A 25,073-nucleotide genomic window follows, 5' to 3' on the forward strand; every position below is an offset into this window, starting at 1 on the left:
AGAAAGGATAGAAAATGAGAAAGTTTGAGGCACTAAAAACATATGCAGAGCTAGCTTGGGCGAGGTATATGGGATTGAACAATTAACAAGCTATGGTATAAAAAGACTACTATGCTATTTAGATTTAACTGAGGGCTAATTCAGATCAAACAGATCCAAATATTAAATTTGCAAATTTAAATTTACTAATTGTGTGAATTTGTAAAGTAAGTTTAAATTTGTAAATTTAATAAATTCAGTATCAAACGATACTGACCGAGTTTAAATTCGCAAGTTAAACTTTAAATTTGAAAGGAAAAATATGAAAAAATTATTTAAAATTTTATTTATAATATTTATTTTATTTACTTTGTGTCTTATTATTTCATTTGCTTATCAACTTTATAAAGACGACAAAAGGCATACTGCCGAATTAGAAGCTATGTTTGATAAATACGATAAAGTAAAATATTTGGAAAACAAGATAGATTTTAAAACAGCAACCGAGCATGAAAAAATTAATTTTCACATAAAAGATTTTCTACAAAAAATTCACTATTTAGACAATTATCCAGCAAAAGATATAAAAAAGATGAAAAATATCCATAGAGATATAAATGACTTTGCTGAAACAAGATTTTATTTTTGCAATGGAGACAAATACCCTGATGACAAATGCGAATTTTTCAAGCTTGATAAAAGATTAAATTTAGAATATTTACTAAATTTAGGTTCTAAAATTTGTAATGCCGACACACCTATACAAAACGCACAAGAGATAATTGATAATGATGAAATTTTAAAAATAGAACCTTTTTATCCGTTCAATGAAAAATACATTATTGATGAAAATGGTAAATTTTTGGAAAATTTCGTTTATATTGGCGAAAATAAGCATATACTTTTTTCAGATTTTGTATTTATAAATAAAAAAGTCTTAAAATATCACGATACAAAAAACGACATAGTCATTGTATCAAATATTATGTTTTCTTGGCTTTTAGCAAATGCTATTGTCAATAACGAAATATCAGAATTTTGCGTTACCCATAATCTACTGACAACAAACAAAAAAAGATTTTTTGAAAAAACATATAGGAGAGAATATTATTTTAAATATATTCCTGCCAATAGACCTACACTCCAAAATATCGTTTTTAATGATTTTTCATATAATGGCGATTACTATTATAATGTGATTTTAGAGCAATACCAAACTTTAAAAAACAACAATTTCAATAAAAATCTAAATTTACAAGGAGACGGCAATGCCAACAATTAAAGAAGCACAGCTTGATTTAAACAACAGAGATTATGCTTTGGAAGTTTTGAGTTACTATACTTTTGGTGAAGTTTTAAATTTGCGCCAAGCTATGGTAAAAGATAAAGTTTTACAAACAATGGTTCAAAACTACATTGCTTCAGATAAAGCCAAACAAAATGAGATAATAAACGACATAATCTATCGTTGGGCTAACTCAGACCAAATAGATCCAAATATCAAATTTGTAAATTTAAATTTACTTGTTGCTTGAATTTAAAAGCAATAGCAAGTTTAAATTTGTGAATTCATAAAATTCAGTATCAGTGGTACTGACCGAGATTGAATTTGCTAGGAAATTTTATAAAAAGGATTGATTTGAATAACGATATAAAGCAACGAGCCGAGCAGTTAAGAAAAAATGCAGAAGCAAAAATACAACAAGCCCAAATCAAAGAGCGAAAATATCAACAATGGCTTGAAAATCAAAAACAAAACAATCCGAATTTTAGGGATTATGATGAAAATCCTTTGATTATTCAAAGTTATGAAGAGTTTTTCGTTTTAACATTGCTTGTTTCATCTTTTCTTTTTGCTTGTATACTTGCTGGGATACTAAATGAACTGCGTTGGAGAGAAGTGCCGCAAGAGTTGCTTTGGTTAAGTTTGATACCTATGAGTTATATTATCATCGTCGCAATTTTTCAAAAATTCAAATTTAAAAACCATAAAATCAAATTTACAAACCACTATATAGAATTTTATGATTACAGAAAATTAAAACGACAATGTAAAATTGCGATAGATGAATTAGCTAGACCTTTTTTTACTCAATGCACAATAAAAAAATCCAAATTTGATATATTGTTTAATTTATTTATGGTTCTAGTGATAAGTTTAACATTTTTATCAGCTGGAATTTTGGAAACAATGTATTTTTTGATTTCATTTTATCTTGCAAATTTGATACTAAAATTTCTTTTTTATATATTTGCAAGTAAAAGCTTGAAAAATTTTAAAATATTTCCATTTATACAGGTTGATAAACCACACAGCACCGTGCCTATGTATGGTGCATTATTATCGGCTAGATATTATTTAGTCTATTTGTATAACGATGAAATTTATAAAGAAGTTAAAAAATATTTTTTGCAACAAGGTATAAACATAGATAATTTACCGAAAAGGTATTCAATTTTTTAGTAACAAAATTTAATAAAACCAAAAAATAGGGAAAATTTTGATAGATGGTGCGACCGACGAGATTTGAAATTTTACTACGCATTTAAATTTATATTAAATTTATTTGTGTATAATTACACAATAAGGTTTAAAGATGAGCAAAGACGATAAATTAATCAAGGATTTGGAAAATAATCCTAAAAACGTAAGGTTTGAGACTCTAGAAAAAATTTTACTTAGCAGAGGTTTTACTTTGCAAAGCATTAAAGGTTCTCACCATAATTTTGTCAGAAATGGCTATTTGGTAACTTTGCCTAAACATAAGCCTATGAAAATTTTTTATGTTAAACTTGTGCTAAAATCTATAGAGGAGCAGAAATGAAAAAGGATTTAAACTATTATCTAAATTTGCCTTATAAAATCGAGCTTAGAAAGATAGCGGACGATGAAGGCGGTGGCTGGGGTGCATTTATGCCTGAATTTAAAGGTTATGCTTTGTTTTGGGGCGACGGCGATACAAAAGAGGAAGCATTAAACTATCTTGATGCCGCTTTTAAATCTACGCTTGAGAGTATGCTAGAGCATAATGATTTTATTCCCGAGCCTACTTCTGATAAGAAAATTCGTGTAAATGTAAGCCTTTCGCAATCTTTGCTTAATGCTATCGACAAGGTAACTAATAATAGATCACAATTTTTAAGCGAGGCTGCGAATTTGAAGCTTAATGGGATTTAGTAGATTTTTCTATAATGTTGTAGTGCGACATTAAAGAATTCTATTTCGTTATTGATTTGCTTTAGGTATTCGCGTATTTCTTTATTTTTGTAAGGATTTGATATTACGAAAATTTTTCTTATGCTTTTTCGTCTTAGTTTGATGTAGTTTTTTTGTTCGTATTCTCTGCAATTATATACAAATTTTTTAACGCTATTCAGATCTGCTTGCTTTTTCCAGTTTTTGCATTGAACTAATACTACTTCAATTCCCTTATAGCATATTAAGTCGATGCCCTCGTCATAAAAACCTTCGTTTATTCCTTTATAGTATACTTTATAACCGTGTTCTTTGAATAATCTACCTATATAAAATTCATATTCGTCGCCTTTTTCTTTATTCGTTTGTTCTCGATAATAATTTCTATATTTTGGCTTCCAATCTTTTTTATATTGAAAATTTTGGTCTACTTCTGGATATTGGTTAGAGATTAAAGAAAGCAGTAAAAGTAGTATTATTACTATAAGAAAAATTATGAAAAGCCACATTTTATTTTTCCAATTGCTTTTTTAATACTCTAGCTTTTATATCGCTTAGGTAAAATTCTTTTTCTAATTCGTTTAGGCTTCTAAATAGTTTTATTATTTCTTGTTCTGCTTTGCTAAAATTATTTGAATTTTCATTTTTAAAATTCATTACTATATTGTATAAATTTGGTTTTTCTTTTTTCCAATTATAAAGTGTGGGTGTCGTGATATTTATATATTCGCAAATTTCTCGTATTGTCAAAATTTTTCCTTTTTTCTATTGACAATGTCTAAATTATTTTGTATAATGTGTTTAAATATTTTAGACATATAAACAGAATGTTTAATATATTTTAAAAGTCCAAAAATATTTTAGCTTATTTTTGCTAAATATTTGCGAAATTCTTTTTAGAGTTTCAGACCCGGGCACGTCTTTAAACTGCTTGGGGGTGGTTATAAGCTCCGCCCCCGTTAAAACCAAAAGCTTGATGAAATTTTCCTTAAAGGAGCTTTATTATGATTACTTACTTAATCGGGCTTGTTGACGAAGTTCGCCCCGTCAAGAATACAAATCGCCAAACTGGTGAAATTACTCAAACGCTTGAAGTTACCGTTACTTATTCCTCTCACGATCTTGAGGGATACAAGGTCAAAGATACTGAAATTTTGCGTTTACCTATTACGGAGCGTGAAAAATGGCAAGGTTTCAAGGATAAATTTGTCGGAATTCCTTATCGCTTTATCTCTGCCGGGCAACGCGGGAATTTTCTTATTGTTGCCGATGATATCCAGATAGAAACTTTCGACAAGTCGCCTTTTGCGGCTTCTGCTGTTCCTGCGGCTGCTGTTTCTAAAAAATAGGACTTTTACGAGGTTCTGACCTAGGCAAGTCAAAAAACTACTAGGGCGGTTGGGTTTTCACTTCCTTTTCCGCCCGCACTATAAACCTAAAAAATACATAAAAGCTTCGCTTATGAGTTTTTATGTGTCTTTTAGGCGCAAATTTTAAAAAAGGAGCTTGTTATGGGATTTGCAAGTAAATTTAAAGGGTTTTTGCAAACTTCAAAAGCTAAGGTTTTAGGTGTCGTTGCTGCTGCTTCGATTGTTTGCGTGGATACCGCTTCCGCGGACGTTACGTTTTCCAAGGACAATGGATTTACTGGAACGTTTGATCTTACGTATTTCTACTCTGCTATCGGCATTATCGTTACCGCGATTGCTATCGTTGCCGCTATCGGTTTAGCTTTGCGTCAGTTCCGCAAAATTTAGCGTCTTTGCTCCTACCTCCCGTGTGTTCGGGAGGTATGTTTTTGAATAGAAAAAAAGGTGTCGTATGGTTTCGTTCGATTTGTCCGCGCTAGTTCTAGCTTGTCAGACGTTGCTTGGCGTTTTCGTCGTTGCGCTTTTCGTTGTCAAAGCTGCTCTAGTCGGAATAGAAGCTTTGCGGAGAGTATAGAATGCTTACGATACGATCGGTAGATGTTGGGCTTAGTGACGAAATGCTAAACGTGCTATTTGCTGCGACTGCTATTACGCTTGGCTCTTTGATATTGTTGTTTATTGTATTGACGATTAGCAAAATTTCTGGTTGATAGTATGAATTCTGTTTTGAATATTACGGGCGTTGCGAGTTTTGATTTATTTTTTAGTATTTTTGTTTATGTGATTATCTCTATCGTGCCCGTAATGCTTGCCGTTTCTGTTTTGATGATTAAATTTTTTAAATGATGTCTGAAGTTTCTTTTTTAGCTTGATGCGCGCTTTTCATTTCGTCTTACGAAATGAAATTTAGCGCACGCATCAAGCCCACGCCTCCAAGGCGTGTATCGCGTAGCGTTTGGTGTCTGTCTAGCCGCTTTTATTCATCTGAAAGGAAGTGAAATGCTTAAATTTAAAGCTCTCTTATTATTGTCGCTTTCGTTTTGCTGCCTTTTTGCCGATGATAATCCCCTTGTTCCATTTAAAAATGCTTTCGATTATTTTTCTACTGCCGAGCCCGATATTCCATCTACTAGCCGTTTTTATGAGCCTACTTCCGATAAGGTTTCTCCCGCTACTTTTAGTTTTCTAAAATCTGATAATGGTCTTGCCTATTATGACGTTGGCAGCGGTATATATAAACTATCTGACCCCGTAAAAAAAATGATATATACAAATGATGATCGTAAAGATGTCCCTCGTTTTAGTTTTGTTTCTGGCAACTCTTTTTATTCTTATGAGTATGCTTTACCTGCTGTTTATACTTTTAAAAATGGCGTCGATTATTACACACTCGATAAAAGTAAAGTTCCTGGCAATGTTAGCTTTGATACTTTTAAAAGCGCTGTTTATACCAGTTATTCTATTGTTTCTACTCTTAAATCTTGTCCTGAGGGAAGTAATTTTAATACCTCTACCGAGCAGTGCCAGGTTTGTTTTCAAGGTGAAGTTTGGGACAAATCACAAAATAAGTGCATAACTGGTTGTCCTGCGGGTAAAATTTATGATCCTGGTCGTAAAACTTGCGATGAAATTATTTGTGCTGCTCCCGAGGTTTTGGACAAGCTAACTAATACCTGCAAGCCTTGCTCTGAAAATACTCAATATGATTCTGAAACAAAATCTTGCGTATGCAAAAGTGGCACTTTCAATTTTGAAAATCGATGTGTTTCTACTTGCGCTGATTTTGAGATATTGCAGCAGCGTTTTTCTTGCCTTTGCTCTCACGGTGACGGCGATAAGAAAATTAAAGTTACTCAATCTAGCGGTAAAATTTCGGGTAAATTTGAGGGATTTTACGATAAGGGTGATACTATTGTCGGTGTAAATCAAACACCCGATACTATTGTTGCAAATTATGCCTGCGTCGCAAAATGTACCGTTGGTATTATTCGTGTTGCTCCGAATGAGGCTGGAAATGCTATGTGTTCTGGTTTAAATCTTGATGATTTTACTCAGATCGATTTAGATACCTTAGACAAGAGCGCATCAAATCCTGATAGTGCTAAGACCGATAAAGAAAAAGAGGAAGATAAAAATAAGGACAAGGATAAAGATAAAGGCGGCGGTTCTGGTAAAGGCGATGGTAAGGGTGATGGTTCTACTACCGGTGATGATAATTCAAAGGGTTCTAGTGGCAATATCACTATAGGGGATAATAACAAAACTAAAAACCCTGATAAGCCGGGCTCTAATAATTCCAAAGATGATCCCAATAATAATGGTAAGGGCAAGGACAATGGTAGTAAAGGCGATAAGGGTCATAGTGGTAGCGGTAATAACAATAGTAGTTCTGGTATTTCTAATGTTGATTTAGGTATTGGCGATATCGATAATACGGATTATTTTGCTGAGTTCGATGATATTATTAGTAAGGGTGATTCTATTATGAATGATTTTAAAGAGTTATCTAATTTTTTATCTACCGGTAATGCTATAGCAAAACTTAATAGTCCTTCTGTTCCTAAATCTTGCCCTGTTACTCGTAAATTTAGCGGTACTAATATTAAGACTATAAATGTTACTTGGGATTTATGTGCGATTTTAGCGCCTATGCGTGATCCGTTATATTTTATGTTTTATTTAGCCTTTTTTGTTTCTTTTGCCTGGTGTGCTTATAAAATTTTATTAAATACTTTTAAGGGAGTTTGATTTATGCCTGCTTTTATTGGTTTTCTTTTGGGTGGTTTTGCTGATGGTTTAATAAAATTTTTTAATTTATTTTCTAAGAATTGGACTATTTCTAAAGTTCGCGTCTACTTTGTTGTTTATTGGGGACTTTTTCTTTCCTTTCTTGCTTTAGTTTATAAGCTTATTTCTAATGTTATGTCTTTTACTAATAGTGCTATTAATGAGGTAAATAATGCCATAGTTAATCCAAATGGCGAGCTTTTGAATGTTGCTTTCGCAGTTTTAAAAACTATCGGCTTTTTTGAGGCTCTTGCCTCTACTTTTAATAATTTTGTTCCGTTTCTTGGTATGGTTTTAGAGCTTTATATCGCTAAAATTTCTGTTCAGAAAGCTTGGCAATCTTATTTAGCTTCTTATCATATTGCTACTTTATATACCACTAACTCTGCCTCTAAAAACGGCAAAAGGTTCTTTAAGAAATGAGCTTAACGTATATCGTCGGCAATCCTGGTTCTGGTAAAACTTATTTCGCTGTTAATAAGCTATATGAATGTTTTATCAGTGATACTAAAACCAATAAGAAAAATTATCGGTTTGCTTATACAAATATTAATGAATTTGATTTTTCTAAGTCAGATAAAATTAAGAAACTTGATATCGATGAATTTAAATCTAATCTTTCCGTTCTTTATTCTTACTATAAGTCTAAAGTAACCGATAGTGAGCTTATAAAATATGCAAAGGAGCTAAATTTATGTAATGTTTTAATCGTTATCGATGAATGTCATTCAACTATTTTTAGTCAGAAAGGCGATAAGGTCTTGATTTGGTGGCTTACTTACCATCGTCATCTTTATCAAGATATTTATCTTATTACCCAAAATTTAAGCCTCGTCGATAGTGCTTATAAAAAGATTGCAGAATTTTTTTATAAAGCTGTTGACGGCTCTAAACGTCTTTTTTCCAGTCGTTTACGGTATGTATTGTTTAACAGCCCTACAATGTATCAAAAGCGTGATATAGTCGTCGGCGGCGGTGTAAGTCTTAAATTTAACCCTGAAATTTATAAACTTTACCATAGTGGTGATGAAACGAAACATAAAAGTCTTATTAAGTATTATTTTTTAGTATCTTTTTTTCTTATTTTTTTAATTGTTGTATTATTTTTATTTTTCAAAGATTATTTTAGTACTAGCGATAAAAGCGCTCGTAAAGTTAGTTCGATTTCTACTTCCCCTGTTGTTGTTAATCAAATTTATGCAAATACTGGGGTTTCGGTTGATAAAAATGTTTCTATGGCTCAAATTCAGTATTCATATTTTATAAGGTGCATATACACTGATTGCGTGATAGATGGTTATGCTCCTTTCACTTATAAATACTTTTCGCTTATGATCTCTCAAGTTGAGCCTATTTATATCGAATACAAAAGCGATACTAAAGGCTTTTTAGAAATTTATGCTTATTTTGATAAGCCTATTTTTGAAAATTTAAAAAAGGAAGTGAAAAATGAAAAGGATTCTTTTAGCACTAGTTCTGTCGTTAAATCTGCTTTTAGCAAGTGAGGTTAAGTTAAATTTATTAGAATTTGCTAATCTCGCTAGCGTAAATTCAAACATCGATATTCTTATATCTGACGATATTAATCCTAATGATTTCTATTTTTACACCAATAAACAAACTAAAATTTCTATATCTCTTTTTCGTAAAGCGATAGAAGTTAAAGGTTTAAGACTCGTGCGAAATAGTGATTTTTACTACGTAGAAAATAAAGCTTTTGATAATAACGGCACTTTAACCCCTAAAGCTAAGCTTCGCTATTTGGAGCTTAAGAATAATACCTTTGACGATGTATCCAAGATTATTAAATCGACTACTGATTCAAACGATTTAAACTCCACTGCTTCTAATGTAGAATATATAAAATCTACTAATTCTGTTGTTTTTAAGGCTAATGACGATGATTATAACGATATTATTGACTTCGCGCAGCGCTCTGATAAAAGGCTCGAGCAGGTAAATTTTAAGCTTACTATTTTAGAAACTAATCTCAATAATGCCGAAAATATAGGCACAAATCTAAATTCTCTTGCCGATGTCGTAACTCGCGCTGATTTTAATTATTTTGTAAATCTTATTACTATGCCTTACACTGCCGAAACCAACGTTGTCAGAGATAAGAAAAAAGGATTTTATGGAGTTTTAAATTTACTTGTTAAAAATGATGTTACTTCCGTTAAGCAATCGCCTTATTTAGTTGCCAAAAATGGCACTCCCGTTTATTTCTCATCTGTTAGGAATATTCCTTATCTTAAAAATACTTCTACCTATTCTAATGCTTCTACTACCACGCAAAACACTTATGATTATCGCGATGTAGGCTTAAAAGTTTCTATTACTCCAACTATATTAAAAGACCATATTGATTTTGATTTAGATCTTGTCGTTGAGGACATTTTAGATGAAACAACTTTGACGCCTCAAACGTCCAAAAAAGAGCTAAAATCAAGTTATTCAATTAACAAAGGTGAAATTTTAGTATTAAGTGGAATCAATAAAGAAACAGCTTATGAGTATCGCAATGGTATTCCGCTTTTAAAAGATATCCCGATTATTCAGTATTTGTTTTCAATCAAACAAAAGGTTATCCAGAAGTCCGTTATTACGCTTACAATAGAAGCGTTTTGATGAGGCAGTTGCGCGCCTAGCGAGGCGCCCCGCGCCGAGCGAAGGCGTGCCACTTGACTAAATATAATAGATATGTGTTGTTTTCATATTTTAGGGATTTTGATAATGTATGGTATAACAAAACAAGATAAAATTTTTCTTTCGGAGCGTCTAAAGCTTCAGCAGAAATTTCTCGATGAGAATTTCGTTTCGTTTGATGATGTCGCCTTGCCGTTGTCGTCGTTCTATTTTAGCTCTTGGCATAACCCTGCGCGTTATATCGCGGAGCTTAATAATCGTGTTTCGTCTATGGAGCAATATGCCTCTGATCGTAATTTAGAGCCTATATTTTGCGTTTTTACGCTTCCTAGCGCCTATCATTGCAAGAGGTCTATAAAGCTTAAAAATGGTGGATATAGGCTTGTGCGTAATGAAAATTTTATCGATGATGAGGAACATAGCGTTTGCGCGGGAGCTCATCGGCTTCAGTTGCTTATTCGTAGTATTATGAATTCTGTCGTGGTTCGTGAAATTCCCGTCGAGGATAGATGCTATATTACTACCAAAGAGCCTCATAAAGATGGCACTTGTCATTTAAATTTGCTTTTTTTTGTTCCTATTGAATTTAAGGAGCGTGTAATACATATTATAAAGAAACGCTTTATTTCTGATGAAAATAGGATTGAAACGAATATTCGCAACGCTACCGGGTATATTATGAAATATATTTTTAAGACTTTGGACGATCTGCGAGATAATCCGTCTATCGAAAATTTAAGCGACATTTCATTTTGGTATTTAAAGCATCGTATTCGTCGTGTTACTATGTCAAAGACTTTTATTAGTCTTGAGATTTTTCGTAAGGTTGGCGGTAAATTTAGCCTTATTGAGCTTACTAAAAATTATAGTTTGGGTTTGCTTACGGTTCTTTGTGATACCGAAAGCAAAAAGCCTGTTTTAATTTATGATAGCGATTTCGGGGATTTATGGGTTAAGAAAAAGACACAAGTTTTTTATCCTTGCGGTAAAATCCAATCTCACGAGCTTAAATCCATTCAAAGTTTCTATAATAGCGGTATTAAGCCAGTTTATTATAATCCATACAAGATATTCCGTACCGCTTGGAAAGATATGAGCGACGAGCGTTTAAAATTATACTGGCGCGACAATCAAAACGAAATGACCGATGATATTTTAAGCGTTCAAGATTACGCTATGCTTGAGAATGAGATGATTGAGCGTGGGTTTCTGCAGAGATATAAAAATCATATCAGATATTTTACCGAGCACGCTTTAGAGGATATCAGGGAGCTAGAATTCAAGTATTCCAATAACGGCGTTATGCCGTATCCGTTTTAAAAGAGTAAGTGATGAAATTTAAATATTTTGCTGATCTATTTTTGCAAATAGGCTCTAATAGCTGGAAACCCTCTACTATCTTTAAGTATGAAAGTATCGTTACTAAAAGGCTAAATTTTTTATACGATAGAGAGATTGAGAGTATTAAGGCTAGCGAGCTTAAGCTATGGTTTTCTCAGATGAATAAGGAAGTGAGTGCCAAAACTCTAAGGGATTATAAAAGCTGCTTAAATCAAATTTTTCAGCTTGCTAAGTATGATGAGTTTATTAGAAATAATCCGATTGATTATATACGGAATTTTAACCTTGTCAAGCCTAAAATTCAGCCTTTTACCGATACTGAAGTTAATCGTATTTTAGAAGCTTCAAAGGCTTATAGTTCAAAGTTTCAAATGTTTTTAAAAATTGGCTTTTACACAGGTATGCGCACGGGCGAAATTCTAGCTCTTAAAAAGGAAAATATCGATTTTAAGAAAAAGCTTATAAACGTTGAGCTTTCTAGGTCAAAATTCGGCGAGAATAGTCCTAAAACTGCAGGTAGTATAAGGCAAGTGCCTATAGTCGATGCTTTATATTATGATTTATGGTGCTATTGTCGTCTCACTTTTACTGCTTACCTATTTGTCAATCAATATTGCGAGCCTTATAACACCGATTTTTCATTTACTCGCTATTGTTGGAAGCCTTTACTTAAGTCTTTGGGAATTCCGTATCGTAAGCTATATGTTATGCGCCATACATATGCGACTAATATTCTAAAAAACACTGATATTAGTCCTTATGAGCTTTCAAGGCTTTTGGGTCATAGTAGCACGGAGATGGTTTTTAATCGTTACGTTAAATTTATTGAAAATCAAAAAGATGAGTTTAAGAGAGATGTTAAAATTTACTAATGATTTTTTATCCCCGGGCTCTTATATTAAAAGAGACTTAAAGTAGATAAAATTTCGTGGTGCGACCGACGAGATTTGAACTCGTACACCTTGCGGCACTACCCCCTCAAGATAGCGTGTCTACCAATTCCACCACGGTCGCATAAATTTTAAAGCTTGATCTTAAGCCTTGAGTTATATAAGTTTAAAGCCCGATTTCTCGGGCTTAGAATTAATTTGCAGCAGCCTTTAAACCCGCTGTCAAAAAAGGATTTACGAAAAGCAAGATAAATGAAATAACTAATGCATAGATAACCTGCGCTTCGATCATCGCTAGCGAAATATACATCGTAGTCGATAATTTGCTAGCTACGCTTGGATTTCTAGCGATGCCGTTAAGCGTCGCACTAGCGGCATTTCCCATACCTAATGCGCCACCCAAAGCGGCTAGACCTAAAACGACTGCAACGGTAATTGCAGAAAAAGAAACGATCTGAGTGTAAGCGCTTAGCTGCTCGCTAGCGAAAGCTGCACCGCAAAGTGCGAATAACAATACAAGAACTTTTTTCATAAAAGTCTCCATAAATAAATTTTAAAACGAGTTTCGGCTCAATACCCCCTACTCCAACGTTTTAAGTGTGAAATATTATTAAAATTTTGCTTTTGATTTGTTTAATCTGGCGGAATTTGCGTTAAATTTAACAAATCCCGCCGTACACGCCAACATCTTAACGTTTAGCGTCCAGATATGTATTTAGCGCCGCAACGTAGGCCTTTGCAGACGCCAGCATCGTATCTACGTCAAGTCCTCTGCCGATGATGGCGCCCTCGCCCGCAAATTCCACCTTAACGGTTACTTTCGCCAGCGCGTCTTTGCCCTGTGAGACCGCTTTTACTTGGTATTCTTTCAAGCTACCACTGATGCCGCTGATACGATCTATCGCTTTAAATATCGCATCCACGCCGCCGTTTCCAAGCGCGCTGTCGCTTAAAATTTCATCCTTATACCTTAGCGTAAGTGCGGTGCTAGCGTGTCCTTTGTTGCAGCTATTGGAGCTTAAAACTAGCACTTCATAGGTCTTTTTGGCTCCCACGAACTCGTCGTTTACAAGCTCTCTAATATCCTCGTCGAAAACGTCCTTTTTGCTATCGGCGAGCGCTTTAAATTTATTAAACGCGATCTCAATCTGCTCGTTACTAAGCTCATATCCCAAAGATACCAGCTTGTCCTTGAAGGCGTGACGGCCGCTGTGCTTGCCCAGCACGAGCGAGTTTTTATCAAGCCCGATATCCTCGGCATGCATTATCTCGTAGGTTTCTTTGTGCTTTAGCACGCCGTCTTGGTGGATGCCGCTTTCATGCGCGAAGGCGTTTTTGCCCACGATCGCTTTATTGGGTTGCGGCTCGATGCCGGTAATGCTCGCGACCAAGCGGCTGGATGGATAAATTTCTTTCAAATTTATATCGGTATAAAGCGGCGCAAATTTATCTGTGCGCGTCTTGATCGCCATTACGATCTCTTCTAGCGCCGCGTTGCCCGCGCGCTCGCCGATACCGTTTATCGTGCATTCGACCTGTCTGGCTCCCGCCAAGATAGCGGCTAAGGAATTTACGGTAGCCATTCCCAAGTCGTTGTGGTTGTGCACCGAAACTACGGCGCGCTCGCCGATAAGCTTAACGAGTTCGCCTATTCGAGCGGTGATCTCGTCCGGATAGAGATAGCCCACCGTATCGGGGATATTTATGGTGGAGGCTCCTGCGCTTATCGCGGCGTCACAGATCTCTTTTAAAAAACCCATATCGCTTCTGCACGCATCCTCGCAGCTAAACTCCACGTCATCGCATAGGCTTTTTGCGTATTGCACAGACTCTACGGCGCGCTTTATGACCTCTTGCGGCTGCATTTTGAGTTTAAATTCCATATGGATAGGGCTTGTGGCGATGAAGGTGTGGATACGCCCAAGCTTCGCGCCCTTTACCGCTTCGCCGGCGGCTTTGATATCTTTTTCTAAAGCGCGCGCAAGCGAACAGACGCGAGCCTTGCTAACGGCGCCGGCGATCTTTTCTATCGCGTCAAAATCGCCTAGGCTCGCCGCCGCAAAGCCAGCCTCGATAACATCTACGCCCAGCTTTTCAAGCTGCAACGCAAGATGGATCTTTTCGTCCGTATTCATCGACGCTCCGGGGCTTTGCTCGCCGTCACGAAGCGTCGTATCGAAGATTATGATTTTATTTTTGTCCATTACTTGTCCTTTCAAATCGTTAAAATTTGGCAAAATTATAGCCGCGCAAGCTTAAAACAATCGCGGCGATAAACATATTTGAGATTATTTCGCCGTTTCCTCGGGTTTGTCTTTTTTATGAAATTTAGCCGCGCTTAAATTTAAAGCTCCGCGAACCAAACCGTAAACGATATAAACCAAAGTGAGCACCGCCGGAAATTCCAGCCTGAAAAGATATAAAAGCGAGAAAAATACGACGATTAGAAGCACTAAAATTTTAATCGCGTTGGGGCGCTTTAGGCTGATCTTTTTAAAGCTTGGAAAGCGGATGTTGCTGACCATTAAAAACGATAGCGCCGCCATTGCGATGATCAAAAATACGCCAAACCCTTTGGAAAGCTCATATTTTAGATAAATTCCGATCCAAAACGCCATCGTAATCGCAGCCGTCGGAATCGGCAGCCCGATAAAAACGCTAGGCTCGTAGGTGCCCGTAGTGACGTTGAATCGCGCCAGCCTTATCGCGCCGAAAACCACGTAAAGTGCTGCTACGAGCGAGCCGACCTTACCGTAATCGTGCCCGACCGCGCAGTAAAACAGCAGCGCCGGCGCTACGCCGAAAGCCACGATATCCGCAAGGCTATCGAATTCCACGCCGAATTTCGACGTAGCATGTGTTAGCCTCGCTACGCGGCCGTCAAGCCCGTCGCAGATCAAGGATAAAATGATATAAAAGATCGCGGCGCTGAAGTTGCCTTTGATCGTAGAAATTATGCTGATGACCGCTAAAAATGCACTTGCCGCCGTGAAAAAATTCGGCAATATGTAGATTAATTTTCCCTTTTCCTCTTCCATCTCTTACTCTTTAAATTTTATTTTCATACCGCTTTTCGTTCGGTACCGCGGATCGCGCGCAAAACACTTTGGCGCAACCTTCTTAAAATTTAGCGCTAAGTTATTGCCCTGCGCGAGGCTTTAAATTTAAGCCTCGCTCTTTGCGCTTTCGATATCGTCGTTAGCGCCTAAATTTCGCACCAGACGGGTAGGCATGCCGTTATCTTTTTCAAATTTAGAGATGATCTCTACGATCTGCTCTCCAGAGACCGTCTCCTTCTCATACAGCGCCTTTACCATCTCCTCGATCGCCGGAGCGTAGGTCCTTAGCGTCTCTTTTACCGCCGCATAGCGCTCATCCAGCGTCTTGCGGACATATTCGTCGATCTTAACCGCCGTTACCTCGCTGTAATCCTTGATGCTCTGTCCGCCGTTTAGGAAGGAATACTGCTGCTTTTCTAACACCGCAAGCCCGAGCGCATCGGTCATTCCGACCTGAGTAGCCATAAATTTAAGCATATCGGTAGCGCGCTGTAGGTCGTTGCCCGCGCCGTCGGTGATCTCGCCTAAAAACACATCCTCCGCCGCGCGCCCCGCCAAAAACGTATCGATCTCGGCAAAAATTTCATGGCGCTGGTGTAGGTATCTATTTTCAAACGGAGAATTTAGCGTATATCCCGCGGCACTTAATCCGCGCGGCACGATAGTTACCTTCGATACCGGCATCGCGCCTTTGGTAAGCTCGGCGATGAGTGCATGGCCGCTTTCGTGGTAGGCGACGATTCGCTTTTCGATAGGGCTTACGCGGCGCGATTTTTTAGCCAGTCCGATACCGACGCGCTCGATCGCTTCGAGCAGGTCTTTTTGCTCGACCTCCGCCTTTGCCTCGCGACCCGCTAAAAGCGCGGCTTCGTTGATGATATTTGCAAGATCGGCTCCCGCAAAGCCAACGGTAAGGCGCGCGATCTCTTCAATATCGATATCACGAGCAAATTTAACGTCGCGCATATGCACTTTTAAAATCGCCATTCTGCCGTCAAAATCAGGTCTATCGACTAGAACCTGCCTATCGAATCTGCCCGGACGTAGAAGCGCCGCATCCAGCGTCTCCGGGCGGTTGGTAGCCGCAAGGACGATTACCGGGCTTGATTCCGAGCCGAAGCCGTCCATCTCTGCAAGCAGCTGATTTAGCGTCTGCTCGCGCTCGTCGTTGCCTCCGCCGATACCGCCTGCGGTTCTGCTTTTGCCGATCGCGTCGATCTCGTCTATAAAAACGATCGCCGGAGCCTGTTTTTTAGCGTTATCAAATAGATCGCGCACCCTACTGGCGCCCACGCCTACGAACATCTCTATGAAGCTTGAACCCGATACCGAAAAAAACGGCACGTCCGCTTCGCCCGCAACAGCTTTGGCTAGCAGCGTTTTACCCGTGCCGGGAGGCCCAACCAAAAGCACGCCTTTTGGAATTTTAGCCCCGAGGCTAATGTATCGCTCCGGATTTTTTAAGAAATCTACGATCTCCTTAACCTCCTCTTTCGCCTCTTCGACGCCCGCGACATCGCTAAATTTAACCTTCGGCTTTTCGGCGCTTACCAGGTTTTTAGAGCTTCCGATGCCGAGCACGCCGCCGCCCATATTGCGCTGCATACGATTGGCTAAAAACATCCAAATTCCAAAGAAAATCACGAGCGGCAAGACCCAGCTAAAGAGCAGATCGGTCAAAAAGTTGCTCTCGTTATACGCGCCGTATGGAATTTTGCGCGATTCTAAAATTTGAACTAGCTCGGGATCATCCACGCGCTTGGCGGTGTAGATTACATTGCCGACTTGCGCTTTAATCGTGGAACTTCCGATGGAAACCATGCTTACTTGGGAATTTTTTATCTGCGATTTTAGCTCGGAGTAAGTTACGTTTCTACTCTCGCCCGAGACGGAGCCCAGCACTCCACCGCTATCAAATCCGCCGCTTGGGGATATCGCTTTAAACACGACTATTAAAATAAGCGCAAAAATAATAAAAACGCCGATCGGATTTTTATTAAAAAAATTGTTTCCGCCACCGTTTTGAGGGGGTTGATTATTTGGGTTGTTATTCATATTTTCCTTTCATAAACGAAGCTAAGCCATTCGTTTTGCTTTTTCATATGCACGAAATTTAGATCCGAAAAGGCTTGCTCGATCCTATCTTTATATTTTTCTAAAATTCCCGACAGCACGAGCTTGCCGCCAGGTTTTAGCGCTTTTTTTAGATCCGCGCTTAGGATCAAAATCACGTCGGCGATTATATTTGCGACGATTAGATCAAACTGCGGCTGCGCGGTTGCGCTTAAACTTTGCTCCTTTAAGCTTGAAACGCTGCCGAGCCAAATTTTATCGATCTGCACGCCGTTTTTCTCGGCATTTTGCTGCGTAGCGGCCACCGCCTGCTCGTCGGTATCGCAGGCGCTTACTTTTGCGCCCAGTTTTTTCATCGCGATACTTAAAATTCCGCTACCGCAGCCCACGTCAAGCGCGCTCATGCCCGCGCGAGCAAGCTCGCTAAGCAGCGCCAGACACATATTGGTGCTTTCGTGATGACCCGAGCCGAACGCCAGCGCAGGATCGATCAGCAGATCGATTAGCGCGGGATTTTGCGATCTTTCGCACCAGCTCGGACGGACGTAAAATTTACCGACCGCTACGGGCGCGACGCCTTTTTTGTATTCGTCTAGCCAATCTTTATTTTGCTTTTTTGAAATTTCGATCTGCAGATCGGCGTCTAAATTAAGAGATCGCGCGAGCGCCTTTTTAAACTCTTCAAACGCAAATTTTAAATTTTGCAGATCCTCTTCGTCGCGGATTATGAAGCGATCGCCGCGCTCTTCGACGCAGGTAACGCCGAGCTCAAACGCAAAGCCCTTAAAAAGCTCGCTTGCATTCGCGCTTTTTACGATCATCTCATAAAAAAAATCTTTCATCGCCTCACATCGCCTTTAAATTTTAAAATTTGCATATTACTAAAATTTAGTTCAAACTTTGCTTACGCTCGGGCGTTTTTATAGAGCTTCAAACGCCTTTTTAAGATCGAGCGTGCCCTCGTAATATGCCTTACCGACGATAACGCCCGCGATGAGCTCTGCGTTTTTAAGCGCGATTATGTCGTTCATATCTTTCACGCCACCGCTTGCGATAGTGTCGATGCCGCAAGCTTTCGCGATAGAGCGGCTAAATTCTACGTTCACGCCGCTTAGCATCCCGTCGCGCGATATGTCGGTGCAGATGATCGCGCAAACGCCCGCGTCCGCGTAGTCTCGCGCCAGATCGGTCGCTTTTACGCGGCTTAGCTCCGCCCAGCCCTCGGTCGCTACTAGCCCCTCTTTTGCGTCTATGCCCACGACGATGCGGTAAAGCTTCGCCATTTGCTTTACGAAATCCGGGTTTTTTAGCGCCGCCGAGCCCAGGATAAATCTATCGACGCCCAAACTCAAATACTCCTTTATACGCGCTTCGTCGCGGATGCCGCCGCCCACTTCTACGCGCAGGCGCGTATTTTTTACGATCCGCTCGATCGCTTTGAAATTTACCGCCTCGCCCGCAAACGCGCCGTCTAAATCAACCAGATGCAGCCATTTAGCGCCGAGATCTTCAAATTTTTTGGCTAGCTCGCAGGGGTCTTTGGAATAAATTTTTGCGCTTTGCATCTCGCCCTTGCTAAGGCGCACGGCGCATCCTTGTTTCAGATCGATCGCAGGGAAAATCTCCATCACAGCTCCGTAAAATTTTTAATGATTTTTATGCCCGCATCGTGGCTTTTTTCGGGATGCGGCTGAAAGGCGAATACGTTTTCGCGCCAGATCGCGCTTGCAAACTCATAGCCGTAAAACGTGCTCGCAAGCGTGATCTCGCGCGCGCAAAGGACGTGGTAGGAGTGCACGAAATACAGATACTCAAACTCGCCTAGGCCCGCATTTATCGGCGAGCGTTTGATAAAGTGCGCGCTGTTCCAGCCGACGTGCGGGATCTTTAGGCTTTCGGCGCGGGTAAAATTTTGCCCGTTGCGCGCGCTAGGTTCCGCCTCGTCTGAATTAAATTTCGCCCCGCCCGATCTAAATTTAGAATCTTCGGATCGAAATTTCGTCCCCTGAATATTAAATTTCGTTTTGTCAAATTTCACGACGCGACCGGGTAGAATTCCAAGCCCGCTGCGCGCGCCGAATTCTTCGCTTTGTTCAAACAGAAGCTGCATCCCAAGGCAGATGCCTAAAAAATATCTGCCGCTTGCTACGAATTCTTTGATCGCAGCGTCCATACCGTTTGCGCAAAGCCTCTCCATCGCCTCGCCGAATGCGCCCACGCCCGGAAGCAGAGCCTTATCGCAGCTCAAAAGCTCCTCAGGGCTACGCGCGAGGCAAAATTTAGCGCCGCAAAAGCTAAGTGCGTTCATCACGCTTCGGATATTGCCCGCGCCGTAATCTACGATACCGATCAAGCCGTGCCCTTCATATCGTTCAATCGGTGCGAAAACTCGGGCACGATACGTTTTAGCTTATCCGCAACCTGCGCGTCCTCGCACTCCGAAAGCTCCTCGATCTGCGAGCTGAGCTCCTCTAGGTCGTATTTTGCGGAGTGGGTTACGAAGATGGATTGATACTTCGTGCTCTTGTCGTTTTCGTCGATCAAAAGCTCCTCGTAAAGCTTCTCGCCGGGGCGCAGACCGACAAATTTAATGCCAAGCTCCTCCTTGCCGGCAAGCTGCAGCATTCGCTTGGCAAGATCGGCGATCTTTACTGGCTCGCCCATATCCAGCACGAAAAGCTCACCGCCCTGCGCGATGGAGGCCGCTTGAAGCACGAGCTGACACGCCTCGCTAACGAGCATAAAATATCTCGTAATCTCTGGGTGTGTAACGGTAAGCGGCTCGTTCGCTTCGATCTGGCGTTTAAATTTAGGAATGACGCTACCGCTTGAGCCGAGCACGTTTCCGAAGCGAACGGCGACGATCTGCGTGTCGCTTGTCGCGTCGTTGGAATTTAATGCGTAAAGCTCGCAGATACGCTTCGTCGTGCCCATAATGTTCGTCGGTCGCACCGCCTTGTCGGTCGAGATCAAAACGACTTTTTTCGCGCCGTATTTTTTGGATAGATCGATTACGTTTTTAGTGCCGATGATGTTGTTTTTGACCGCTAAATGCGGGTTAAACTCGCATAGCGGCACATGTTTATATGCCGCTGCGTGCACGACCACCTCGGGATGAAATTCTGCAAAAACCTCCTCCAGCTCGCGATGATAGACGATATTTATCATCTTTAGCTCGTTGCGCATATCCGCGCCCGTAGCTTCGTTGATCGAGTAGAGGTTAAACTCGCTATGTTCGACCATAATGAGCCTCTTTGCGCCGAATTTCAAGCACTGCTTGCAAATTTCGCTTCCTATCGTGCCGCCCGCGCCCGTTACCAGCACGATCTTGTCTTTTATAAAATTTTCGATCGCCTTGGTGTCGAGGTCTTTGGGCTTTCGCGCGAGCAGATCCTCGATCGATACGTCGCGGATCTTTTTGCTCTCATCCTCCAAAAGCGAAAAGAGCTTGATATCCTTTAGCCCGTATGCAAAAAGCTCGTCGTAGAGCTCCTTTAGCTCGTCCGGATATAGCGCCAGTGCGATGATCGCGGTTTTGGCGCCGCTATCTTTGATCATCTGCGGAATTTCGCTCTTAGCCCTAACGACGTAGTTTTCGCAATAGGTCCCTACTAGCTCAGGCCGCCCGTCCACGACGCCAACCGGATAGTAGTTGATATATTTTTGCCGCATCCCTTTTAGGACGTGAAAGGTCTTGCTCGTAGCGCCCACGACGATGCAGGGTTCGTTATTCGTGATGTTTTTCTTCTCGCTTAGAAACATCCGCTTTGAAATTCTAACCCCGCTGATCAGAATAAATGAGATCGCCGCGTCGATGATGATGACCGAGCGCGGGAACGGGTTAAAAACTTTACTCGCTAGAAAAAACAGGATCAAAAAGGTAAGCGCTGCCATCACGTGCGCGTAGAAGAGCTTCCTCGCTTCATATAACCCGAAAAATCTCCACGGAACTAAATAGATCCGCAAAAACCAAAAGTAGCAAATTTTAATCGCCGTGAGGCTCGAGGCGCTAAGCAGCGCGCCTTTATAGAATTCGTTCGGTATATCTCCGCTAAATCGCAGCAAAAACGCGATATAAACGGAGAGGATCGAGATAAAAATATCTCCTAGCAAAAAAAACGCGAAGCGGCTAAATTTAGTGGGTTTTAACAGCATCAGATGTTTTCTTTTACGATTTTTACGACGCGCTCGATCGTCTCGTCGCTCATATCGGTACCGCTAGGAAGGCAGATGCCGCGACTGAACATATCCTCGCTCGTGCCATCAACTACGCTAAGTGCGCCTGCGAAGATGCTTTGCAGATGCATTGGCTTCCAAAGCGGACGAGATTCGATGTCAGCTTTATTCAGAGCGTCGATAACCTTTAAATGAGCACCTTTTTGCTTAAATAGAAGCGTGCTAAGCCATCTGTTGCCCTCGCTACCATCGACTTCCGGCATAAACTCCACGTCGGTTCCTTTAAACAGATCCTCGTAAATTTTAAAAATTTCGCGTTTTCTCTTTACACGCTGCGGCAAGACCTCCATCTGGCCTACGCCGATAGCTCCTAAGACGTTGCTTAAGCGGTAGTTATAGCCGTAGTCCTTGTGCTCATAGTGAAGCAGCGGCTCGCGCGCCTGGGTGCTGTAAAATCTAGCCTTAGCCACTAGCTCCTCATCGTTTGAAATCAACATTCCGCCGCCCGAGGTGGTGATGATTTTATTGCCGTTGAAGCTTAGCGCGCCGCATTTTCCGATACCGCCAAGTGCTTTACCCTTATAAAATCCGCCTAGCGCCTCTGCGGCATCCTCGATAACATCAATGCCTTCGTTCGCGCAAATTTCGCATATCTCATCCATCTTCGCAGCCTGTCCGTAAAGGTGCGTGACGATGAGCGTCTTTGGCTTTTTCGGCGATTTTTTGATCGCTTCTTTAAGCAGCTTAGGGCTTAAATTCCAGCTCTCGTCGCTATCTATCAGCACCGGCACGCAGCGCTCGTAAAATATCGGATTTAGCGACGCCATGAAGGTAAACGTGGAGCCAAGCACCACGTCGCCGTCCTTTACGCCGCTGCAGCGAAGCGCTAGATGAAGCGCCGCCGTGCCTGCGTTTAGCGCCAGCGCGCCGCGCGTACCAGTGTAGGACTTCACTACGTCCTCAAAGCGATTGACATATTCGCCCAAAGGCGCGATATAGTTACTCTCAAATACCTTTTTTATATACTCAAGCTCATTGCCGCCCATATTCGGCGGGCTTAAAAATACTCTTGCCATCTTCATCCTTTCTTGATCTTTAAATTTAATCTCGCGCGACGCAAGGCTAAATTTAGCTTTCGGCATTAAATTTAAATGCTCGGATTTTATCACTTTTAATGCTATAAATTTTAAATTCAGCCATTTTTTTTAATCACGCGAGCGGGCACGCCTACGGCTACGCTATCGCTAGCTATATCGCGCACCACCGCAGCACCCGCGCCGATGATGCAGCGCTGCCCGATACTTAGCCTCTGAATGACGCTGGCACCGATTCCAATGTGCGAAAACGCCCCCACCTTCACGCCGCCCGCAAGCGCTGCGTTTGGGCTAATGTGCGCGAACTCGCCGATCTCGCACTCATGCTCGATTACGACTCCTGAATTGATTATCGCGCCGCGACCGATTTTAGCTCGCGCGTTTATCACGGCGCCGGGCATTACGACTGCGCCCTCGCCGATAGCGGCGCTTGGGCTAACGATGGCGCTTTGATGAATTAACGTCGCTATCTCAAAACCGGCGCGCGCTACCTTCTCTTGGATCTTCGCGCGGGTTTTATTATCGCCGATTGCGATTATTACGGGATATTTCGGCAGATCCTCGCTAAATTTCAGCCCTGCCGCGTCGTCTAAAAAAACGACCTCGCTAAATTTAGCCCCGCGCGCGGCTAGCGCGACGTCCGCGACCACCAGCCCGTGTCCGCTCGCGCCGTAAACGTAAATTTTAGTTGTGCCCATTAAATTTCTCCGTCGTCGCCATGCCCTCTTTATTCACGCCCTCTTTCGCAAGCACTTTTTTAATCGTCAAAAGCGCGATCTTAAGATCGAGCGCGAAGCTTAAATTCTGCGCATAATACGTGTCGAACTCAAATTTTTTCTCCCAGCTGATCGCGTTGCGTCCGTTTACCTGCGCAAGCCCCGTGATGCCCGGGCGCACGCTATGTCGCAGGCGCTGCTGCGGCGAATAAAGCGGCAGGTATTCGATCAGCAGCGGGCGCGGCCCGATGAAGCTCATATCGCCCTTTAGCACGTTGAAAAGCTGCGGCAGCTCATCCAGGCTTAGCGCGCGGATCTTTTTGCCGTAATCGTTCAGCCGCGCTTCGTCGGGCAGAAGCTCGCCGTCCGCGCCGCGCTCGTCGCTCATCGTTTTAAATTTGTAAATTTTAAAAATTTGCTCATCAAGCCCAGGGCGAGATTGCGTAAAAATCGCGCTTTTGCTAATGTGCTTGCGGATCAAGAACCACGTAAGCGCCATCACGGGTGAAACCAAAATGATCAAAACCAAAGCCGCCGTAAAATCGAGCGCACGCTTTAAAAAACACCTATACATCGATAAATTTCCTATAAACCTCTAAATATTTTTTCGTGACGATCTTTTCGTCGTAATTTGCAAGCACCATCTCGCGCCCGTTTCGCCCTAGCCTCTCGCAAAGCGCAACATCGTCCAATAGAATTTCGATCTTTCGCGCAAGATCCTCTGCGTCGCGAGTGCGGCAAATTAAGCCGTTGACGCCATCTTGCACCGCCTCGACACAACCGCTGCAATCGCTTACCACGCAGGCTCGCGCCATGCTCATCGCCTCTAAAACCGTGCGCGGAAAGCCCTCCTTGTAGCTAGGAAGTGCCAGTAGGTAACTAGCCTTCAAAAGCTCAGGCACGTCGTTTCTGGCGCCTAGATAATGCACCGCACCGCTTTGCAAAAACGCAGGATCAGCGGTGCTTTTATTGCCCGCAAAGCCCTCGCCTACAAAGACAAATTTCGCATCCGATCGATCTTTTAAAATTTCTGCTGCTTCGTAGAATTCTCTCACGCCCTTATGCAACATCGCGCGAGCTATCATCAGTACGATCTTTTTGCCGTGCAAATCCTCGCCCAGATCCGCTGCACTAACGATTTTGGGGTTGAATCTTTCAGCATTTACGCCTACACTTTTAATCCTTATGACCTTTTGCTTCACAATAAGCCCACGAGATAGCATGTAATCGGGATCGGCATCGTTTACAAATACGCAAGCATCCGCCTGCGAAAATGAAAATTTATAAAGCTTCTCCAATACCGCTCGCACGAGCCTTGTTTTAATATCTTCGTCGATATAAAAGCTACCCAGCCCCTCGACTAAGTTTATCACATATTTTATACCCGCCTCTCGAGCCGCCAGCGTACCAAACACGTTTGATTTGTGCGCAGCTGTTTGCAGCAGGTCCAAATCCAGCCTCTTTAGCTCGCGTGCAAGGGCTTTGGTGTTGCTAAATACGGTAAGCGGATTTAGGCTCGCTCGATCAAGATCGTAAGTTACGGCATTAAAATCGCGTGCCAAATCCTGCGTATAAGCGCCACGAGGAGCAATTGCAAAAACCTCGTGCCCGCGCTCTTTTAAAGCCTGCATTATCGGGCGGCGAAAGAAATGTAAGCTCATATCGGCATGGCTTAAAAACCCTATGCGAGCCATATGCTGCATTCCTTGCTTGGCGTTGCGAGATTAAATTTCATAAATTTCTCCT

Annotated in this window: 27 protein-coding genes and 1 tRNA gene; 13 read left to right on the forward strand and 15 right to left on the reverse strand. The window is 41.3% G+C overall.

The genetic code is table 11. From position 1 onward, the window contains the following. Positions 1-301 precede the first annotated feature (301 nt). The 5 genes from Q0369_RS01910 to Q0369_RS01930 all read left to right on the forward strand — a co-directional run bounded on the left by Q0369_RS01910 (position 302) and on the right by Q0369_RS01930 (position 3,157). Entirely contained in the window at positions 302-1,261 is a 960-nt protein-coding gene (locus tag Q0369_RS01910; RefSeq protein ID WP_298095237.1) for a hypothetical protein, read from the forward strand. Continuing rightward, positions 1,248-1,514: a hypothetical protein gene (locus tag Q0369_RS01915; RefSeq protein WP_298095242.1), complete on the forward strand. Its 267-nt coding sequence runs from the start codon at positions 1,248-1,250 to the stop codon at positions 1,512-1,514. Before Q0369_RS01910 ends, Q0369_RS01915 begins: the two co-directional genes overlap by 14 nt. Positions 1,515-1,618: 104 nt before the next feature. Next, entirely contained in the window at positions 1,619-2,443 is an 825-nt protein-coding gene (locus Q0369_RS01920) for a hypothetical protein (RefSeq protein ID WP_298095245.1), read from the forward strand. A gap of 133 nt (positions 2,444-2,576) precedes the next feature. Further along, positions 2,577-2,804 (forward strand): type II toxin-antitoxin system HicA family toxin, encoded by a 228-nt coding sequence (locus Q0369_RS01925; RefSeq protein ID WP_298095248.1) that lies wholly within the window; start codon positions 2,577-2,579, stop codon positions 2,802-2,804. After that, positions 2,801-3,157 carry a type II toxin-antitoxin system HicB family antitoxin gene (locus tag Q0369_RS01930; RefSeq protein WP_298095251.1) on the forward strand — a complete coding sequence of 119 codons (357 nt, stop codon included), beginning with the start codon at positions 2,801-2,803 and terminating at the stop codon, positions 3,155-3,157. The genes Q0369_RS01925 and Q0369_RS01930 overlap by 4 nt, the downstream gene beginning before the upstream one ends. Here Q0369_RS01930 and Q0369_RS01935 read toward each other — a convergent pair. Continuing rightward, complete coding sequence (locus Q0369_RS01935; RefSeq protein WP_298095254.1) at positions 3,154-3,684, reverse strand: restriction endonuclease; 531 nt, start codon at positions 3,682-3,684, stop codon at positions 3,154-3,156. The genes Q0369_RS01930 and Q0369_RS01935 overlap by 4 nt on opposite strands. 1 nt (position 3,685) lies before the next feature. Continuing rightward, complete coding sequence (locus Q0369_RS01940; RefSeq protein WP_298095258.1) at positions 3,686-3,925, reverse strand: hypothetical protein; 240 nt, start codon at positions 3,923-3,925, stop codon at positions 3,686-3,688. A gap of 254 nt (positions 3,926-4,179) precedes the next feature. Here Q0369_RS01940 and Q0369_RS01945 point away from each other — a divergent pair, with 254 nt between their 5' ends. The 8 genes from Q0369_RS01945 to Q0369_RS01980 all read left to right on the forward strand — a co-directional run bounded on the left by Q0369_RS01945 (position 4,180) and on the right by Q0369_RS01980 (position 12,191). Beyond that, positions 4,180-4,524 (forward strand): hypothetical protein, encoded by a 345-nt coding sequence (locus Q0369_RS01945; RefSeq protein ID WP_298095260.1) that lies wholly within the window; start codon positions 4,180-4,182, stop codon positions 4,522-4,524. Between the two features lie 162 nt (positions 4,525-4,686). Continuing rightward, entirely contained in the window at positions 4,687-4,932 is a 246-nt protein-coding gene (locus Q0369_RS01950) for a hypothetical protein (RefSeq protein ID WP_298095263.1), read from the forward strand. 612 nt (positions 4,933-5,544) lie between these two features. Beyond that, the gene (locus tag Q0369_RS01955) at positions 5,545-7,293 is read left to right on the forward strand and encodes a hypothetical protein (protein ID WP_298095266.1); all 1,749 of its coding nucleotides are present in this window, start codon (positions 5,545-5,547) and stop codon (positions 7,291-7,293) included. Between the two features lie 3 nt (positions 7,294-7,296). Next, the gene (locus tag Q0369_RS01960) at positions 7,297-7,755 is read left to right on the forward strand and encodes a hypothetical protein (protein WP_298095269.1); all 459 of its coding nucleotides are present in this window, start codon (positions 7,297-7,299) and stop codon (positions 7,753-7,755) included. After that, positions 7,752-8,837: a zonular occludens toxin domain-containing protein gene (locus tag Q0369_RS01965; RefSeq protein ID WP_298095272.1), complete on the forward strand. Its 1,086-nt coding sequence runs from the start codon at positions 7,752-7,754 to the stop codon at positions 8,835-8,837. The genes Q0369_RS01960 and Q0369_RS01965 overlap by 4 nt, the downstream gene beginning before the upstream one ends. Continuing rightward, the gene (locus tag Q0369_RS01970; RefSeq protein WP_298095275.1) at positions 8,782-9,960 is read left to right on the forward strand and encodes a type II and III secretion system protein; all 1,179 of its coding nucleotides are present in this window, start codon (positions 8,782-8,784) and stop codon (positions 9,958-9,960) included. The genes Q0369_RS01965 and Q0369_RS01970 overlap by 56 nt, the downstream gene beginning before the upstream one ends. A gap of 105 nt (positions 9,961-10,065) precedes the next feature. After that, positions 10,066-11,298 carry a replication endonuclease gene (locus Q0369_RS01975; protein ID WP_298095278.1) on the forward strand — a complete coding sequence of 411 codons (1,233 nt, stop codon included), beginning with the start codon at positions 10,066-10,068 and terminating at the stop codon, positions 11,296-11,298. 11 nt (positions 11,299-11,309) lie between these two features. Next, complete coding sequence (locus tag Q0369_RS01980; RefSeq protein WP_298095280.1) at positions 11,310-12,191, forward strand: site-specific integrase; 882 nt, start codon at positions 11,310-11,312, stop codon at positions 12,189-12,191. Positions 12,192-12,248: 57 nt separating this feature from the next. On the opposite strand, the gene Q0369_RS01985 is transcribed toward Q0369_RS01980, so the two are convergent. The 13 genes from Q0369_RS01985 to Q0369_RS02045 form a co-directional block, all read right to left on the reverse strand. After that, positions 12,249-12,333 (reverse strand) — tRNA-Leu (locus Q0369_RS01985). Between the two features lie 69 nt (positions 12,334-12,402). Next, positions 12,403-12,741, reverse strand: coding sequence for an ATP synthase F0 subunit C (atpE, locus tag Q0369_RS01990; protein ID WP_298095283.1), 339 nt, complete (start codon positions 12,739-12,741; stop codon positions 12,403-12,405). A gap of 157 nt (positions 12,742-12,898) precedes the next feature. Next, positions 12,899-14,413: a 2-isopropylmalate synthase gene (locus Q0369_RS01995; RefSeq protein ID WP_298095286.1), complete on the reverse strand. Its 1,515-nt coding sequence runs from the start codon at positions 14,411-14,413 to the stop codon at positions 12,899-12,901. Positions 14,414-14,497: 84 nt separating this feature from the next. Continuing rightward, positions 14,498-15,247: a CDP-diacylglycerol--serine O-phosphatidyltransferase gene (gene pssA / locus Q0369_RS02000; protein ID WP_297905032.1), complete on the reverse strand. Its 750-nt coding sequence runs from the start codon at positions 15,245-15,247 to the stop codon at positions 14,498-14,500. 126 nt (positions 15,248-15,373) lie between these two features. Then, the gene (ftsH, locus tag Q0369_RS02005; RefSeq protein WP_297905028.1) at positions 15,374-17,323 is read right to left on the reverse strand and encodes an ATP-dependent zinc metalloprotease FtsH; all 1,950 of its coding nucleotides are present in this window, start codon (positions 17,321-17,323) and stop codon (positions 15,374-15,376) included. After that, positions 17,320-18,183, reverse strand: a complete 864-nt coding sequence (locus tag Q0369_RS02010; protein WP_298095289.1) for a 50S ribosomal protein L11 methyltransferase — start codon at positions 18,181-18,183, stop codon at positions 17,320-17,322. The genes ftsH and Q0369_RS02010 overlap by 4 nt, the downstream gene beginning before the upstream one ends. A 78-nt stretch (positions 18,184-18,261) precedes the next feature. Next, a complete protein-coding gene (hisA, locus tag Q0369_RS02015; protein WP_298095292.1) occupies positions 18,262-18,969 on the reverse strand; it encodes a 1-(5-phosphoribosyl)-5-[(5-phosphoribosylamino)methylideneamino]imidazole-4-carboxamide isomerase in 708 nt (235 codons plus the stop codon). Continuing rightward, the gene (hisH, locus tag Q0369_RS02020) at positions 18,969-19,694 is read right to left on the reverse strand and encodes an imidazole glycerol phosphate synthase subunit HisH (protein ID WP_298095295.1); all 726 of its coding nucleotides are present in this window, start codon (positions 19,692-19,694) and stop codon (positions 18,969-18,971) included. The genes hisA and hisH overlap by 1 nt, the downstream gene beginning before the upstream one ends. Further along, entirely contained in the window at positions 19,691-21,496 is a 1,806-nt protein-coding gene (locus Q0369_RS02025) for a nucleoside-diphosphate sugar epimerase/dehydratase (protein ID WP_298095298.1), read from the reverse strand. Before Q0369_RS02025 ends, hisH begins: the two co-directional genes overlap by 4 nt. Then, positions 21,496-22,593 (reverse strand): UDP-N-acetylbacillosamine transaminase, encoded by a 1,098-nt coding sequence (gene pglE / locus Q0369_RS02030; RefSeq protein ID WP_298095301.1) that lies wholly within the window; start codon positions 22,591-22,593, stop codon positions 21,496-21,498. Before pglE ends, Q0369_RS02025 begins: the two co-directional genes overlap by 1 nt. A 116-nt stretch (positions 22,594-22,709) precedes the next feature. Beyond that, positions 22,710-23,309, reverse strand: coding sequence for a UDP-N-acetylbacillosamine N-acetyltransferase (pglD, locus tag Q0369_RS02035; protein ID WP_298095304.1), 600 nt, complete (start codon positions 23,307-23,309; stop codon positions 22,710-22,712). After that, positions 23,296-23,901, reverse strand: a complete 606-nt coding sequence (pglC, locus tag Q0369_RS02040; RefSeq protein ID WP_297918852.1) for an undecaprenyl phosphate N,N'-diacetylbacillosamine 1-phosphate transferase — start codon at positions 23,899-23,901, stop codon at positions 23,296-23,298. The genes pglD and pglC overlap by 14 nt, the downstream gene beginning before the upstream one ends. Beyond that, positions 23,894-25,021, reverse strand: coding sequence for a glycosyltransferase family 4 protein (locus tag Q0369_RS02045; protein ID WP_298095307.1), 1,128 nt, complete (start codon positions 25,019-25,021; stop codon positions 23,894-23,896). Before Q0369_RS02045 ends, pglC begins: the two co-directional genes overlap by 8 nt. Positions 25,022-25,073 lie beyond the last annotated feature (52 nt).

Source organism: uncultured Campylobacter sp., assembly GCF_938030685.1.
In the GTDB taxonomy this organism is placed as follows: Bacteria; Campylobacterota; Campylobacteria; order Campylobacterales; family Campylobacteraceae; genus Campylobacter_B.